Consider the following 14,217-nt stretch of genomic DNA (forward strand, 5'->3'; position numbering starts at 1 on the left):
TGCTTGCTTAATTTGACTTCCATTGCGGGGCCTTTTATAGAAGGGCTAACATTGCAAATCGGCTCCCCAAAAAGCACAGCGACGGGGAACGGGCAACCCAATCGGTCCTCACAGCGGACTTTACCCACTCAAACCTTATCACGCCGCTTGTTTGGCTACAAACACCGCTCGCGCAGCCCGGATGCCGCGCAGGTACTTGGTCTGACGCCGGGCGCAGAGATCCGTGAGCGATGCCGGTGCGCCGACAGCCGTTCCGAATGCCTTGAGAAGACGCTCGGAATAGCCGATAAATTGCTTCCCATCAATGCTCAATCGCGCGAGGAGCTTGGGTTCTCGTGCCTCGATGGATCCAGACTTATCCTCACGTAACGCCCGGCCCGTCCAGTCGACCAGCTCCAAGTAGTCATCAAAGGCAAAAGGCACCGCCCAGGGAGTCCGTGCAGTGGCATCAAAGGGCATCAGCGGGGCTTGGGGCAAGATTTGCGTCTCGGCCTCCGGCCGTAACCGCTCCCCATCGAGTGCTGTGTCAGGATCTTTAACGGTTGCGGTTTCCTGCGAGCCGGTTTTAGACCCGGCTTCTTCCGGCAATCCACCGACGCGCTCCTGAATCGAGGTATAGTCCGAAGTCTCCGGCGTCTCGGCAAGCCCGACCCGTACCGGATTGAGATCCACATAGGCCATTGCCGCCAGCAGTGCCTTCTCATCGAGCAACGCCTGGCTCTTGAAACGGCCCTCCCAAAAACGCCCCTTCACCCCATCCTCCGCATTGGCCCGGCGGGCGATGTGTTCGTTGAGGGTACGCATGAACCAGGACAAATCGTGTAACCGCTCCCGATAGACCGCGGCAAGTTCCTCAACCTTAGCAATCTCCGTCTGGGTCATTTTCGCTCGCGACTCAGAGAGATACCGCGTCACCAGTAGCGGCCCGGTGAAGAGCGCCGTCCAGCGTTTCAGGACCTCCTCTATCGACCACTCCGAGGCCCGTTCCCGGTCGATGCGTACCACGATGTGATAGTGGTTACTCATCACCGCGTAGGCGGCCACATCGATGGCAAACAGGGTCGCAAGCTGCTGCATACGCTCGACAATCCAATCGCGGCGATGGTCGAAATTCATACCCGAGGCGTGGTCCTCGCCACACAAGAAGGCACGACGTACACAGCGACAGACGCAATGATACCAGGGGGTGTCCTCAAGAGAGACAAGAACGGAGCGGGGGGCGGTCATGGCAGATTTCCTGTGATCTTGATCTTGGTGTCGGGAAGGAGCTTAGCTTGGGGTGGAAGAGATGCCAAACAAAGTGGGTGTCCTTTTTTTGTTTTTTGTTCCTTTCTTGCGGAAAATAGCTTGGATTACAAGTGTCGAGTTCGTATCCAGTTCACGATTCCCGCCAATTGCTCGTCTCGTGGAGAATCCCCATCGATAAGCCAGGCCATGAGGTCCTCGTTGCTGCAATCCAACAGGCGCTCGAAGCTCACACGGTCGGTTGCGGAGAGCGCCTCGTATCGGTTCTCCAAAAAACCCTCCAGGAGCAGGTCCAACTCACGCATACCCCGGCGACAATACCATTTCAGCTTGGCGTAATGGGTCATTGAGACGTTACTTTTTAATCCGCAGATTACGCAGATTTTCACAGATGAAAATGAAATAATCTGTGAAAATCTGCGTAATCTGCGGATAAAGATGATTACCATGCAATAGGTTACATCACATACAGTTTACACAGTACTCCCTGGTATCACACCGTAAGCATGCTTAACAGAATATTGGCAACACGTCGAATATCAGGAAGATAAAACTTGCGGTGATGCTGGTAGACAAGCTGTTGCTCGGGGAAAATCTCCAAAAACATCCAGTCATCCCCGGTTGAAATTACACCATACTGCGCGTGTTTCCCAAGTTTATGCAAGGCCACAAGTTCGGCGGCACATTGACTCAAGGCCTCTTCAATCGTCTTCTTTTTTGCCTCAATCACCACAATCGGATAATCACCTAATGTATCATTCGTATCATCCTCTTCGACCTTCGAGACAATCAGATCACATCGTCCCCTCAAGTTCTCATCAACCTCGATGTATTCTTCATAGAGGATACTGTATTTTCCGTGCAATTGTTCGATAACATTGACGACAATAGGTGTCAAAATGAGGGCTTTGACGGCCTCTTCATTGCTATAAAACAGTTTCATAAATGTTTGGATATTGTCATAGGCCGCATCAGAAATCTGCTCATGCTCTGGGAGCGACAGATCCTTTTCCTTCAGTTTATAGCCGATGCGCTCCAAATCCGTTTTGGTTCTAAAATCACTAAACATCGTCTATCCCCTCCGGATATCCCAATGCAATCGAGTCAAGGCAATGCCGCTACGCTCGACAGGGATTGCCGAAACCGGAAGGCCATGATAATTATAAGAAATTCCGCATCCTAAAATGACACACGTTCACATTCCGAAAAAATATAATCCAGCACTCCCGCAAGTTGGACCGGGTTGGCAATTGAAATCGGGGCAGGATATTTTTTCAATGTGTGCGCTTCGAGTTTGCCAAATTCCCAGATCTCACCAGTCGAGACAATCCCATACACCGGAGGTAATGGCTGATCGTCTCGAGGGTGATCGGCATTGATTTTCTGACAGGCAAGCATGGCAGCAAGACATTGCCCCCAGCCTGCAATAAAATTTTGTTGTTTCGCCTGAATCGCCGCTAAGAGAGGGGTACTCAGCACTTCATACGAGTGGGCCTCATGTAAGGCAGACACAATATAGTCCGGATTTCCGCATAAATCGTCGTCGTATTGGATATAAATATGCGACCACACTTTGATATTTCTGTGATGTTTCCAGATTTCTTTCAGAAATGGAACAATGAAAAATTCTTCATAAAACGCCTCATTTTCTTGAGAGCGTTTAATGGATAAGGCGAATGTAATGTCTTGCAAAAACCAGTCTGGCAAGTCTCTCGTTACTTGCTCTGGCAGGAATGCTTCATTGAGAATAATGACAGGTTCTTTCCGCAACACGTCTTCCATACTCTTATAATCAATAAATGCCATATTTCTCACCTCCTCGACACGTTGAACAGGCTTCTGTCAGAACGACTCACCGTTCCCTAGTCAAGCGATTTGATTTATCATCGCACTTAAAATCCCCATAATTTTTCCAATATGTTCAATGTGATATTCCTTTTTATCTATAAAGACCGTATGCCTACTAAGCTTTAAAAATTTCCAGGCACTTCCCGTGGTGACCACTCCATAGATATTATCTAAATGATTATTTTCATTTTCATTGAATATTTTTGATGCGACCATTTCAGCCAAACATTGCCCGATTCCACCGATAATGTTTTCATTTTTTGCTTCAACTACCGTCACAATGGGGGTGGTGAGAAAAAGCTGTTCCGAAGAAAGGCTAATAATGAAATCACAAAAACCATTTAGATGTTTTTCCTTGTCGACTTCAAAATCTATTCCTGAAAACAAACTGATTTTGCCTTTGAAGTTATTTCTTAATTCCAATAAAACAAAGGCAATAATAAACTCTGATCTTGCTTTTTCTGTATTTATGGCCAAGGCTAATGGCACATTTTCCTCCAATTTAATTTTAAGGTCATCACTGACTTCAACAGATTCCACCTCCTCGAAAATATCTTTGTTTTCGGCGATTTTTAGTCCAAATTCGTCTTTTGCCTTTTTTATCGTAAATTCGCTGTATGCCATAACAATATCCTATTGATTTCTGGTTATTTCGATGCCTAACGCTCAATTAACGGGTGAGCCCGCGTCAGGCCAGGGATGGCCGCCACCCGCCACCTGGGGACTACCACACCTATACGGCGGGTGACGAGGCACCCGATCACAGTGGTTGGTTTGGCCCTGAAGCGTGCCTCTCACCCGCCCTACGCGGGCTATCCCCTCCATACATCCCAAGGCAATACTGCTAAGTTCGACAGGGATTGCCGAAACCGGAAGGCCATGATAATTATAAGAAATTTCACATCTTATGCCGAAAAGATTCAGAATTTAAGCGGATTTGAGTGCTTGTTCTAATTCCTTTAGGTTTTTGATTTGCCTGCCTTGGCGGTTTCTGCCAAGTAGACGCAAAATGCATTCAAGACAGTGGATCCTAATCACTCAACCCTATCACGCTGCCTGTTTGGCTACAAACATCGCTCGCGCAGCCTCAATGCCACGCAGGTACTTGGCCTGACGCCGGACGCAGAGATCCGCGAGCGATGCCGACGCGCCGACCGCCGTTCCGAACACCTTGAGAAGACGTTTGGAATAGCCGATAAACTGCTCCCCATTGATGCCCAAGCGCACGAGGATCTTGGGCTCTCGCGCCTCGATATATCCAGCCTTATCCGCACGTAACGCCCGGCCCGTCCAATCGACCAGCTCCAGGTAATCCTCGAAGGCAAACGGCACCGCCCAAGGAGTCCGCGCAGTGGCATCAAAGGGCATCAGCGGAGCTTGGGGTAAGCCGTGCGTCTTGGCCTCCGGTTGTAACCACTCCCCATCGAGCATTACCTCAGGATCTTTGACGGTTGCGGTCTCCTTAGTTTTGGACCCGACTTCTTCCGGCAATCCGCCGACGCGCTCCCGAATCGAGGTGTAGTCCGAAGTCTCCGGCGTCTCGGCTAGCCCCGCCCGTACCGGATTGAGATCCACATAGGCCATTGCCGCCAGCAACGCCTTCTCATCGAGCAATGCTTGGCTCTTGAAGCGACCCTCCCAAAAGCGTCCTTTCACCCCGTCCTCCGCATTGGCCCGGCGGGCGATGTGCTCGTTGAGGGTACGCATGAACCAGGACAAATCGTGCAACCGCCCCCGGTAGACCTCGGCAAGTACCTCGACCTCGGCGATTTCCGCCTGGCTCATCTCTGCCCGTGACGCCGAGAGATACCGCGTCACCAACAGCGGTCCGGTGAAGAGCGCCGTCCAGCGCCGCAGCACCTCCTCTATCGACCACTCCAAGGCCCGTTCCCGGTCGATCCGCACCACGATGTGATAATGGTTACTCATCACCGCATAAGCGGCCACATCAATGGCAAACAAGGCGGCAAGTTGCCGAATACGCTCGACAATCCAGCCGCGGCGGTGGTCGAAATTCATCCCTGAGAGCTGGTCCTCACCACACAGGAAGGCACGGCGCACGCAACGGCATACGCAGTGATACCAGGGGGTGTCCTCAAGCGAGACAAGAACCGAGCGGGGAGCGGTCACGGTCGGACTCCTAGCTGAGAATATTGGGTTAAGCTTAGAGGGAGGATCAAGTCAAACAAGATGGGTGTCCTTTTATCTCTGCTTTTATCTCTGGTGTCCTTTTATCTCTCTCCCGGGCCACTGATGGATTGGAAAAAGTCTTTCGTAACAATTCTATTCCACAGGGTAAATTCCTCTGCACCGAAATTCTCCATGGAATTGCTCGGCTCGGATAATAACAGCATCAATAAAAAAACAACTGCTTTCATTACTTCAAAAGCCCTTTGTAAGTCGAATCAAGATGGTGACCAAAGGTAGTGAACAGGAAATACGGAATGACCGAGGCAATAAGCCAAAGCCACTGATGACTATAGACTACCCATCCCCAACAGCCCCACGCCCAAAGGAGAACCAGAATTTTCAACGCTCTAAACATAAGCCCCCCTATGGAAGAACGATAGGAGATAGGCCCCAACGCACATAGACTAGACAAGGAATGATGCGGACTGTACCAGCGGGAGTAGCAAGATGTACTGGAATTCGAGCGGTAGCACGAACAAAAAGATTCAATGGCCGACCAATCTTTGCTATATATACGCCCGGACCAAAGAGCCCGATTCTCGAGGAACTGATTGCTCCGGACGCTGCAATTCCACGAAACCCTGTGGCGGTAGTGAAATGGACCAGATTCTTGGGAAGAGCTACAAATCCGTAGCCTGCGGTAGCTAGCGTGATTGCGGTTGCGGGTGCAGTTTCAGGTGTCCATAATGCGGCAAATACTCCGGGAATGTTAGCCAGTGGAGCAGTAGGTGCTTGGAATTAACAGCGATGTCAGCCCAGTATTGGGTGGCGTAGTGACCAGCCTCAGTCGTAGACCGGTAGAGAGCCACCATCTTTGATAGAAAACTATTGATGATACCCTTGTCTGAAACGCTCACAGGATCCTTGCAACCAGTTATTTCACAGGATAGTGATGGGGATGGCGTATTTCTACTAGCTCCTACGCTCCGAGAGACTGTGTAAAGTATTCGCTTTTCCTGATGGTGGTGGAATTTTCGCATTTCACGCTAAATTCTGTGCAAAGTGGGTATGGGAGCAAGATATGCCGCCTAATTTGGGGAAATTGTGTCCCCCTGTTCCTCCCACCCTGAAAATTCAGTAATACTTTCACAGTCTCTAGAGCGTGGGAACGAGCCAACAAATGGTTCGATCAATCCTGATTCCTCGATCCGTTCGCGAAGGCACCATGACCGACGCGGCTACTCACCGATAGGCCCCAGCCAGAATTCCTGAAGCGTTTCTGTGATCGCATCATTCTTGTCTCGGTAGTCCACGACCAAACCGACAACAACTTCCCACTCCTGCTCTTCTACATAGACCGACCGGTCTGAAGAATAATAGTATTGGCCGCCACCCGGCGAATAATCCGGTTCGCCCAATAGGCGCTCGATTTCCTTCCGCTGCATTCCTGGAAACAAGCTCTTGTAAATAACCTCAAGGCTCTTATAGCTTCTGTTGCGTCTGTATTCTGCGCCAGCACTTTCTATCGGCGACAAGTCAGCATAACAACCAACCAGAAGAGCGGTTAAGAGCACTATGTATAATCTGCGATGAATCATAGCACGGCGTTTCTTTGCCAAACCGATTCAGCCCAACGGTGCTGAAAACGTAAAGCCTGATTCTTTTAGATATTTAATGAAATCAGGAAGATCACGCGCTGTCTCGTTTTGTACGTGCATAAGCACATTGAGCATCCTCTTCCCTTTATTCCTAAATTTAAGTTGTTTTTCAATGTTTTCTATTTTAGTCGGACCAATACCTTTCGGTGTTTTCCAATCTTCAGTATCAATATCCCAATTGTGAATACTCAGTGATAAGCTTTGTGCGACTTTTAGAAGCTCTGGATCATATTTCTTAGGCCATCCCCCTGCACCATAAGGTGGGCGTACTTTCGTTGGCATTACACCCGTTATTTCTTTGATTATTTTCTGAGTTCTTTCAAGTTGAGATCTTACTTCATCCTCACTTGCCTTCGCTAAGTTAGGGTGACTCCAAGAATGATTTTGAACTTTATGTCCTTGACCAGCAATCATTCTTACTGCATCACGGTATTTCTCCGCTTCATCGCCACGTACGTAAAATTCAGCTTTGATGGCACTTTTTCGTAGTACAGTACAGATATCATTGAGTGCTTTAATAGGGTGCGGACCATCATCAAATGAGAAAATGATTTTTCTATACTCTGTCATGATCGATATACCTACTTGTCAAGTCCCCCTTGAACAAGGGGGACTCTGGGACTCTGATGAAAGTTCGCAAGGCTGCGCAGCCTAAAGCACCCGCATCGCAATCATCCGTTTAATCTCGCCGATTGCCTTGCCCGGATTGAGACCCTTGGGACAGGTGTTGGTGCAGTTCATGATGGTGTGACAGCGGAAGAGTCGGAAGGGGTCTTCCAGCTCGTCGAGCCGTTCGCCAGTGGACTCGTCGCGGCTGTCGGCGATCCACCGATAGGCCTGGAGCAGGGCCGCAGGTCCCAGATAGCGGTCGCCGTTCCACCAGTAGCTAGGGCAACTGGTCGAACAAGAAGCACAGAGGATGCACTCGTAAAGCCCGTCCAGTTTCGCTCGGTCCTCTTTCGATTGCAGGCGCTCTCGATCCGGCGGCGGGGTCGATTGGGTCCACATCCAGGGCTTGATGGCGGCATACTGGGCATAGAAGTTGGTGAGATCCGGCACCAGGTCTTTCACCACCGGCAGATGTGGCAAGGGATAGATCATTACATCGCCCTTGATGTCAGCGATCGCCTTGGTGCAGGCCAGGGTGTTGGTCCCGTCGATGTTCATGGCGCAGGAGCCGCACACGCCCTCGCGACAGGAGCGGCGGAACGATAGCGTCGAATCCACTTCGTTCTTGATCTTGAGCACGGCATCCAGAACCATGGGGCCGCAGCTGTCGAGATCGAGCTCGTAGGTGTCGGTGCTCGGGTTTTCGCCGGAGCTCGGGTCCCAGCGGTAAATCACGAACCGCTTGGTGTTCTTCGCGCCGTCAGCGGCCTTGAAGGTCTTACCCGGTTGCACGACCGAATTTTTCGGCAGCCGAAATTCAGCCATTGGCTCATTCCTCGTGTTTGTCAGTCATCGTCACTCACTACCGTTGTCCGCACCGGCTCAATAGACCCGCGCCTTGGGCGGGACTACTTCGACTTCGTCGGTGAGGGTGTAGTCGTGGACCGGCCGGTAGTCGATGGTCGGCTCGCCTGTCTCCCCGAGCCAGGCCAGGGTGTGTTTCTGCCAGTTCTCGTCATCGCGCTCCGGATAATCTTCTCTGGCGTGGGCCCCCCGGCTCTCCGTCCGGTTGCGGGCGCTGTGCATGGTCACCACCGACAACGCCAGCAGATTGTCCAGTTCCAGGGTCTCCACCAGATCCGAGTTCCAGATCATGTTTCTGTCGGTGACGCCAACGTCGCCGAAGGATGCGCGCACCTCGCCGATTAGCTTGACGCCTTCGTCCAGGGTCTCACCGGTACGGAAGACCGCCGCATAGTTCTGCATGGTCTTCTGCATCTTCAGGCGGATCTCCGCCGTGGGCCGGGAGCCTTTGGCATGGCGTAGCCGATCGAAGCGCTGCACGATCTTCTCGTCCACATCCTTCGGTAGCGATTTGTGCTTGGTGTCGGGCTTGATGACCTCGGCGCATCGCTCGGCGGCGGCGCGACCGAATACGACGATATCCAACAGGGAATTGGAGCCCAGACGGTTGGCCCCATGGACCGAGACGCAGGCACACTCGCCGATGGCCATCAAGCCGGGAACCACGGCGTCCGGGTCTCCGTCCCGCAGGGTCACCACCTCCCCGTGCAGGTTGGTCGGGATGCCGCCCATGTTGTAGTGCACCGTCGGCAATACGGGGATGGGCTCCTTGGTCACGTCCACGCCGGCAAAGATGCGCGCGGACTCCGAGATGCCGGGCAGCCGTTCGTTGAGGACCTCCGGACCCAGATGCTCCAGGTGCAGGTAGATATGGTCGGCCTCGGGGCCCACCCCCCGCCCTTCGCGGATCTCGATGGTCATGGAGCGACTCACCACATCGCGGGAGGCGAGGTCCTTGGCGTTGGGCGCATAGCGCTCCATGAAGCGCTCGCCCTTAGAATTGGTCAGGTAGCCCCCTTCGCCCCGAGACCCCTCGGTGATCAGACAGCCGGAGCCGTAGATGCCAGTGGGGTGGAACTGGACGAACTCGTGGTCCTGGACCGGTAGCCCGGCGCGCAGGACCATGGCGTTGCCGTCACCGGTGCAGGTATGGGCCGAGGTGGCGGAGAAGTAGGCCCGGCCATAGCCGCCGGAGGCCAGAATCACCTGATGGGCGCGGAACCGATGCAGGGTTCCGGAGTCCAGGTCCCAGGCCATGACACCGCGACAGGCGCCCTCGTCGTCCATGATCAGATCCAGCGCGAAGTACTCGATGAAGTATTCTGCCTTGAATTGCAGGCTCTGCTGATAGAGTGTATGGAGGATGGCGTGCCCGGTACGGTCGGCGGCGGCACAGGTGCGGTGGGCGGTGCCTTGTCCGTAGTTGGTGGTCATCCCCCCGAACGGGCGTTGATAGATCTTGCCTTCATCGGTGCGCGAGAAGGGCACGCCATAGTGCTCCAGCTCGATGACGGCGGGGATGGCCGCGCGACACATATACTCGATGGCATCCTGATCCCCCAGCCAATCCGAGCCCTTGACCGTATCGTACATGTGCCAGCGCCAGTCATCCTCCCCCATGTTGCCGAGGGCGGCGCTCATCCCCCCTTGGGCGGCCACCGTGTGGCTCCGGGTGGGAAACACCTTGGTGATGCAGGCCGTGGTCAGGCCCTTGGCGGCAGCACCGAAGGTTGCCCTGAGACCCGCACCGCCGGCGCCGACTACCACCACATCATAGGCGTGATCGACGATCTGATAAGCTTCTGACATGATGGTTTACCCCCCCCAGGCGATGCGCAGAACCGCGACGATTGCAACGACGGCCAACAACAGGGCCAGGAATCTAACCAGGATAATGCTCGCTACCTGTAACCAGGGGGTGGAGATGTAGTCCTCGAAGACCACCTGCATCCCCAACTGGGCGTGATAGAACAGGGCCCCGATCAGCAGGATCAGCAGCGCGCTGTTATAGGGGGAACCGACCCATTTCGCGGCCGTTGCATAGTCGGCCGTTGCGATGACGGTCAAGGACGCGACGAACCACAGAAAGAGCGGGACCAGGGCGATGGCCGACAGCCGTTGCGCCCACCAGTGGTGGGCCCCCGACTTCGCCGAGCCGTGCCCACGCACCCGTGCCAATGGCGCACGCATGTTCATAGGAGACCTCCCCGGATCGCATAGGCCATGGCGAAGGTAATCAAGGTCAGGGTGATCGCCACCACGACTACAAACCTCCCGGAGGCGTAGACCGTGTCCATATCGAACCCGAGTCCCATATCCCAGAACAGATGACGCATGCCGTTGCACAGGTGATAGAAGAGCGCGAATACCCAAGCCAACAGGAGCGTGCGTCCGATTCCGGAACCGAGAAGTCCCTGCACCGTCGCATAGCTCTCGGGCCCCTTCGCCAGGGCCGCCAGCCAACAGACCAACAACAGGGAACCTATGCTTAAGAACACGCCGGTGGCGCGGTGGAGAATGGAAAGAACCGCGGTGAGCTGCGGTTTGTAAACTTGCAGATGCGGAGAGAGCGGTCGGTCGGTGTTACCCATACGCCTTACCTCGTGCCTATCACATTGACGAATCTGAAAGGGGATTAGGGGCTACTGACATTCATCGTGTTCAGGTCCGATTGTGGCCCATTGCCGGGTGATTTTAAGTTGCGGCTCGGTGAACAGAACCCGTCGGGTGGGCTGTGCCCACCAATACTGCGCCTACCTGGTGGGCACAGCCCACCCTACGCTTCCTCGCCGCGCCTGATCAGCACGATCAGCACGAAAAATTCCTCCCACTCGCCCGCACTCGGATGGATGTCAACAACCTGGCAGGAATGCCGCGGGGGATCCCATCAAAAATCGATGCAGCGGCCCGCCTTCTCCCAGTCCCCATAGCGGGTGGGTTCCAGCCCCGGCGGACCGCCAATCTCGCGGCGACCTTGCGGCTGTGTTTCCTGCTCCTTATCGGCCTCGGGCACCGGCTCGTCCGCCGACGCTTCCCCGCGGCTTTCAGGTTGATGCGAGCTGTTCATACAGATTCCCGCGGGCTCACTCGAAACCCATCGGATCGATCACCTAGTGCACGATGCATGCCAACACTTTAACCGGCTGAAGCCGATCAGGGCACAACCACCGCGACCGCCCGGAACCCGGATGGTGTAGTCGTACACCGGCATAGAAACCGCCCCCCATTTGTGCAGTGCAACATAGTATAGGAGATTTTCTTAGAGGGTCAACGTGATTTATGACAGTCGTAAGACAAGCACGTATCAATTTTCCTACCGACGGACAAATTGCTTCCAGCTTCCAGTCGCCAGTCGCCAGTCGCCAGTCGCCAGTCGCCTATAGTATAAGGATGAGCTGCACCCATCGACGACTCATCCACTTTTTAATGCGATGTAGAAATCCACGTCCTCTGGACGTGGTCAGAGTGCTGAGGCTTTGCCGATAGCACGACTCAATGGTACTCCTAAGTTTGAGCTGTCCCCACAGTCTCGAACTGAGGAAAGATTTCGGTATCGGATTATGTCGGGACGGTGAAGGGTCGAACGGCGATTCGGATCTTCAACCGGTTTCAGCACTTAAAACGTAAGCCCTATTGGGGTAATCACTTTTGGGTCAAGGGCTACTGCGCCGACACGGTCGGACTCGATGCAGAGAAGATCCGGGCTTATGTCCAGTACCAAGCGAAACGGGAACACCTCGTGGAGCAGGGTAGGCTGAAGTTCTAGCCGACCTCGCTCTATCCTGGGGACAGCCAGACCTTGCCTCCTCTGGAGGCAAGGCACATTTATCCCCTTCTAGGGGTTAGACCAAAGCCCCCCTTTCTAAGGGGGATTTTTTTACTTTTTCTGCGGTGGAGACTGACGCATCAGTTTGCCGATTTTGCGCAAGCATCAGCATCTCACAGATAAGCGAAATTTGATTTGCCTCTATACAGAGCCCCGTAGCCGCAGTAATCTTTTAGCTTGAGCGGACCACTAATGGTTCGGGTCCGCACTCGACGAGATGATTGGGAGGAAACAGATGATCCGAAACAAGCGCTTGGTACTGGCCGCCGCCGTTGCCGGCACTACGGCCCTGACCACCTTCTCGGCCGAGGCTTTCTTCGGTCCCTTCAATGCAATGCGTGGATGGGGCGGCAGCCCGTGGGGCTGGGACTACCCCTATTACGGCTGGGGCCATCCCTACTACGGCGGCTGGGGCCATCCCTATTACGGCGGCTGGGGCCACCCCTACTACGGAGGTTGGGGTTATCCCCGTTATGGAGGCTGGGGCTACCCCTACTATGGAGCCTGGGGCCATCCATACTGGGGCGGCATCCCCTATCTCGGCTATCCCGCCGTCACCGCACCGGCACCGGCAACCCCCGCGTCTAGCTCCGACAAGTAGTATCCGCATGCTCCCGCGCTACCGAGCGCGGGAGTCCCTTCGCCTTCAACCCGCCTATCTACACTTAACGCGAGGTCCGTGCGAGCAGGCCGCGCGGGGGATTATTGTGAGTGTAGGTTGCGTTAAGACGCCGGCACGAACACCGAAGGAGATCGACAAACCGTTATGCGTCGAACGCAACACGTCAAACCCTGTCCCGACGCAGGAGGGATCTTTTCCCTCCCGACGACGCCAAATAATTCAGGATTGCTTAGATCAAGGCTGGAGGCTGAAGCCATGCAGATATTGGTGGGGGATATCGGCGGTACCAAGACCGTCCTGGCGATTGCCGAGACGGATGCCGGTGCCATCCGTCTGAGCGATGAGCGGCGTTATGCGAGCCATGATTTCGCCTCCCTGGAGGCGGTCGTCGCCCGCTTTTTCGCGGAGACGGGCAGGACTTGCGAGACCGCGGCCTTTGCCGTGGCCGGACCGGTACAGGACGACCGCAGCGAGATCACCAATCTCCCTTGGGCCCCGAGTGCCCGCCACCTCGAACGCACATTGAGTCTGCGCGCGGTGCACCTGCTCAATGACCTGGAGGCCACGGCCTGGGGTATCGCCACCCTGGGTCCCGCCGACCTCGAGGTACTCCATCCGGGTGAGCCGAACCCGGTAGGCAATGCCTGCGTGGCGGCAGCCGGGACCGGACTGGGGGAGGCAGGTATGTACTGGGACGGGACCCGCCACAGGCCATTCGCAACCCAGGGCGGCCACGCGGATTTTGCCCCCCGCGACGATTGGGAGTTGGCGCTGTTACTCAGGCTCCAGGGGCGTTACGGCTATGTGAGCTGGGAGCGTGTGGTCTCCGGGATGGGGATCGCGGACAGCTACGACTTTTTGCGGGAACGGCATGGCGCCGGTGGCTCGGACCCTATGCGGGAGGTGGCGGTCGAGGATAAGCCGGCGGCCATTGCGGCCGCGGCCGCGGATGGGTCTTGTCCCGTCTGTGCCGAGACCATGCAGCGCTTCATGGACTTCTATGGCCGCGAGGCGGGTAACCTGGCCCTCAAGCATATGGCCGTCGGGGGTGTCTATCTAGGTGGCGGCATCGCCCCGAAGAATCTCGATCTGCTGCGCCGGGGCCCCTTCCTCGAGGCATTTTTCGACAAGGGCCCCATGACCGAGCTGATGCGGCGCATGCCAGTCAAAGTCATCCTCGAACAGCGGGCGCCGCTGTTCGGGGCGGCGCGTTTTGCGGCCATGGGTAATGGTTAGAGTTTAAATGGAAACATCGCCACTAGTTAGTGAGTTGGGCACACCACGCGCTGCATTCCTCTCCCTCCGAGGGTGTCGCAAAAGCCCGTCCATGGGCCGTTGCGGGGCGGAAACGGAATGATGTCTGACAATCTGACCATCTCCCCGGCATCTGCGGCAGGCCAAGACCCGACCGCCGA

16 protein-coding genes are annotated in these 14,217 nt (G+C 54.8%); 3 read left to right on the plus strand and 13 right to left on the minus strand.

Annotation, left to right across the window (positions count from 1 at the left end):
* Positions 1-138: 138 nt before the first annotated feature.
* The 13 genes from E1958_RS09090 to E1958_RS09155 all read right to left on the minus strand — a co-directional run bounded on the left by E1958_RS09090 (position 139) and on the right by E1958_RS09155 (position 11,421).
* A complete protein-coding gene (locus E1958_RS09090; protein ID WP_133511606.1) occupies positions 139-1,227 on the minus strand; it encodes a transposase in 1,089 nt (362 codons plus the stop codon).
* Positions 1,228-1,352: 125 nt separating this feature from the next.
* Entirely contained in the window at positions 1,353-1,592 is a 240-nt protein-coding gene (locus tag E1958_RS09095) for an FAD assembly factor SdhE (protein ID WP_089723985.1), read from the minus strand.
* A 146-nt stretch (positions 1,593-1,738) separates the two neighbouring features.
* Positions 1,739-2,314 carry a type I restriction endonuclease gene (locus tag E1958_RS09100; protein ID WP_089723986.1) on the minus strand — a complete coding sequence of 192 codons (576 nt, stop codon included), beginning with the start codon at positions 2,312-2,314 and terminating at the stop codon, positions 1,739-1,741.
* A gap of 110 nt (positions 2,315-2,424) precedes the next feature.
* Positions 2,425-3,051, minus strand: a complete 627-nt coding sequence (locus E1958_RS09105; protein WP_133511607.1) for a hypothetical protein — start codon at positions 3,049-3,051, stop codon at positions 2,425-2,427.
* A gap of 60 nt (positions 3,052-3,111) precedes the next feature.
* Positions 3,112-3,717: a hypothetical protein gene (locus tag E1958_RS09110; protein ID WP_133511608.1), complete on the minus strand. Its 606-nt coding sequence runs from the start codon at positions 3,715-3,717 to the stop codon at positions 3,112-3,114.
* A gap of 423 nt (positions 3,718-4,140) precedes the next feature.
* Positions 4,141-5,223, minus strand: coding sequence for a transposase (locus E1958_RS09115; protein WP_133511609.1), 1,083 nt, complete (start codon positions 5,221-5,223; stop codon positions 4,141-4,143).
* Between the two features lie 1,238 nt (positions 5,224-6,461).
* Positions 6,462-6,797 carry a hypothetical protein gene (locus tag E1958_RS09125; protein WP_133511610.1) on the minus strand — a complete coding sequence of 112 codons (336 nt, stop codon included), beginning with the start codon at positions 6,795-6,797 and terminating at the stop codon, positions 6,462-6,464.
* A gap of 51 nt (positions 6,798-6,848) precedes the next feature.
* The gene (locus E1958_RS09130; protein WP_207787560.1) at positions 6,849-7,451 is read right to left on the minus strand and encodes a polysaccharide deacetylase family protein; all 603 of its coding nucleotides are present in this window, start codon (positions 7,449-7,451) and stop codon (positions 6,849-6,851) included.
* Positions 7,452-7,532: 81 nt separating this feature from the next.
* Positions 7,533-8,315 (minus strand): succinate dehydrogenase iron-sulfur subunit, encoded by a 783-nt coding sequence (locus tag E1958_RS09135; protein ID WP_133511612.1) that lies wholly within the window; start codon positions 8,313-8,315, stop codon positions 7,533-7,535.
* A 57-nt stretch (positions 8,316-8,372) separates the two neighbouring features.
* Positions 8,373-10,163: a succinate dehydrogenase flavoprotein subunit gene (gene sdhA / locus E1958_RS09140; protein WP_133511613.1), complete on the minus strand. Its 1,791-nt coding sequence runs from the start codon at positions 10,161-10,163 to the stop codon at positions 8,373-8,375.
* Between the two features lie 6 nt (positions 10,164-10,169).
* Positions 10,170-10,550, minus strand: coding sequence for a succinate dehydrogenase, hydrophobic membrane anchor protein (sdhD, locus tag E1958_RS09145; RefSeq protein WP_089724347.1), 381 nt, complete (start codon positions 10,548-10,550; stop codon positions 10,170-10,172).
* Positions 10,547-10,945, minus strand: coding sequence for a succinate dehydrogenase, cytochrome b556 subunit (gene sdhC / locus E1958_RS09150; RefSeq protein ID WP_089724349.1), 399 nt, complete (start codon positions 10,943-10,945; stop codon positions 10,547-10,549). Before sdhC ends, sdhD begins: the two co-directional genes overlap by 4 nt.
* A gap of 296 nt (positions 10,946-11,241) precedes the next feature.
* Positions 11,242-11,421 (minus strand): DUF1674 domain-containing protein, encoded by a 180-nt coding sequence (locus tag E1958_RS09155; RefSeq protein ID WP_133511614.1) that lies wholly within the window; start codon positions 11,419-11,421, stop codon positions 11,242-11,244.
* Between the two features lie 477 nt (positions 11,422-11,898).
* Between E1958_RS09155 and E1958_RS09160 the strand changes: the two genes are divergently transcribed.
* The 3 genes from E1958_RS09160 (at position 11,899) to glk (ending at position 14,038) form a co-directional block, all read left to right on the plus strand.
* Complete coding sequence (locus tag E1958_RS09160; RefSeq protein ID WP_279512428.1) at positions 11,899-12,120, plus strand: transposase; 222 nt, start codon at positions 11,899-11,901, stop codon at positions 12,118-12,120.
* A gap of 295 nt (positions 12,121-12,415) precedes the next feature.
* Positions 12,416-12,781 (plus strand): hypothetical protein, encoded by a 366-nt coding sequence (locus tag E1958_RS09165; RefSeq protein WP_089724353.1) that lies wholly within the window; start codon positions 12,416-12,418, stop codon positions 12,779-12,781.
* 276 nt (positions 12,782-13,057) lie between these two features.
* A complete protein-coding gene (glk, locus tag E1958_RS09170) occupies positions 13,058-14,038 on the plus strand; it encodes a glucokinase (protein ID WP_133511615.1) in 981 nt (326 codons plus the stop codon).
* The last annotated feature ends 179 nt before the right edge of the window (positions 14,039-14,217 follow it).

The organism is Candidatus Thiosymbion oneisti, from assembly GCF_004359955.1.
Lineage (GTDB): Bacteria > Pseudomonadota > Gammaproteobacteria > Chromatiales > Chromatiaceae > Thiosymbion > Thiosymbion oneisti.

Bases quoted from the DNA above. Each gene is read 5' to 3' on its own strand.
- glk (WP_133511615.1), top strand. From the start codon at position 13,058: ATGCAGATATTGGTGGGGGATATCGGCGGTACCAAGACCGTCCTGGCG.
- sdhD (WP_089724347.1), bottom strand. From the start codon at position 10,550: ATGAACATGCGTGCGCCATTGGCACGGGTGCGTGGGCACGGCTCGGCG.
- E1958_RS09110 (WP_133511608.1), bottom strand. From the start codon at position 3,717: ATGGCATACAGCGAATTTACGATAAAAAAGGCAAAAGACGAATTTGGA.
- sdhC (WP_089724349.1), bottom strand. From the start codon at position 10,945: ATGGGTAACACCGACCGACCGCTCTCTCCGCATCTGCAAGTTTACAAA.
- E1958_RS09135 (WP_133511612.1), bottom strand. From the start codon at position 8,315: ATGGCTGAATTTCGGCTGCCGAAAAATTCGGTCGTGCAACCGGGTAAG.
- E1958_RS09165 (WP_089724353.1), top strand. From the start codon at position 12,416: ATGATCCGAAACAAGCGCTTGGTACTGGCCGCCGCCGTTGCCGGCACT.
- E1958_RS09100 (WP_089723986.1), bottom strand. From the start codon at position 2,314: ATGTTTAGTGATTTTAGAACCAAAACGGATTTGGAGCGCATCGGCTAT.
- sdhA (WP_133511613.1), bottom strand. From the start codon at position 10,163: ATGTCAGAAGCTTATCAGATCGTCGATCACGCCTATGATGTGGTGGTA.
- E1958_RS09090 (WP_133511606.1), bottom strand. From the start codon at position 1,227: ATGACCGCCCCCCGCTCCGTTCTTGTCTCTCTTGAGGACACCCCCTGG.
- E1958_RS09105 (WP_133511607.1), bottom strand. From the start codon at position 3,051: ATGGCATTTATTGATTATAAGAGTATGGAAGACGTGTTGCGGAAAGAA.
- E1958_RS09095 (WP_089723985.1), bottom strand. From the start codon at position 1,592: ATGACCCATTACGCCAAGCTGAAATGGTATTGTCGCCGGGGTATGCGT.
- E1958_RS09130 (WP_207787560.1), bottom strand. From the start codon at position 7,451: ATGACAGAGTATAGAAAAATCATTTTCTCATTTGATGATGGTCCGCAC.
- E1958_RS09155 (WP_133511614.1), bottom strand. From the start codon at position 11,421: ATGAACAGCTCGCATCAACCTGAAAGCCGCGGGGAAGCGTCGGCGGAC.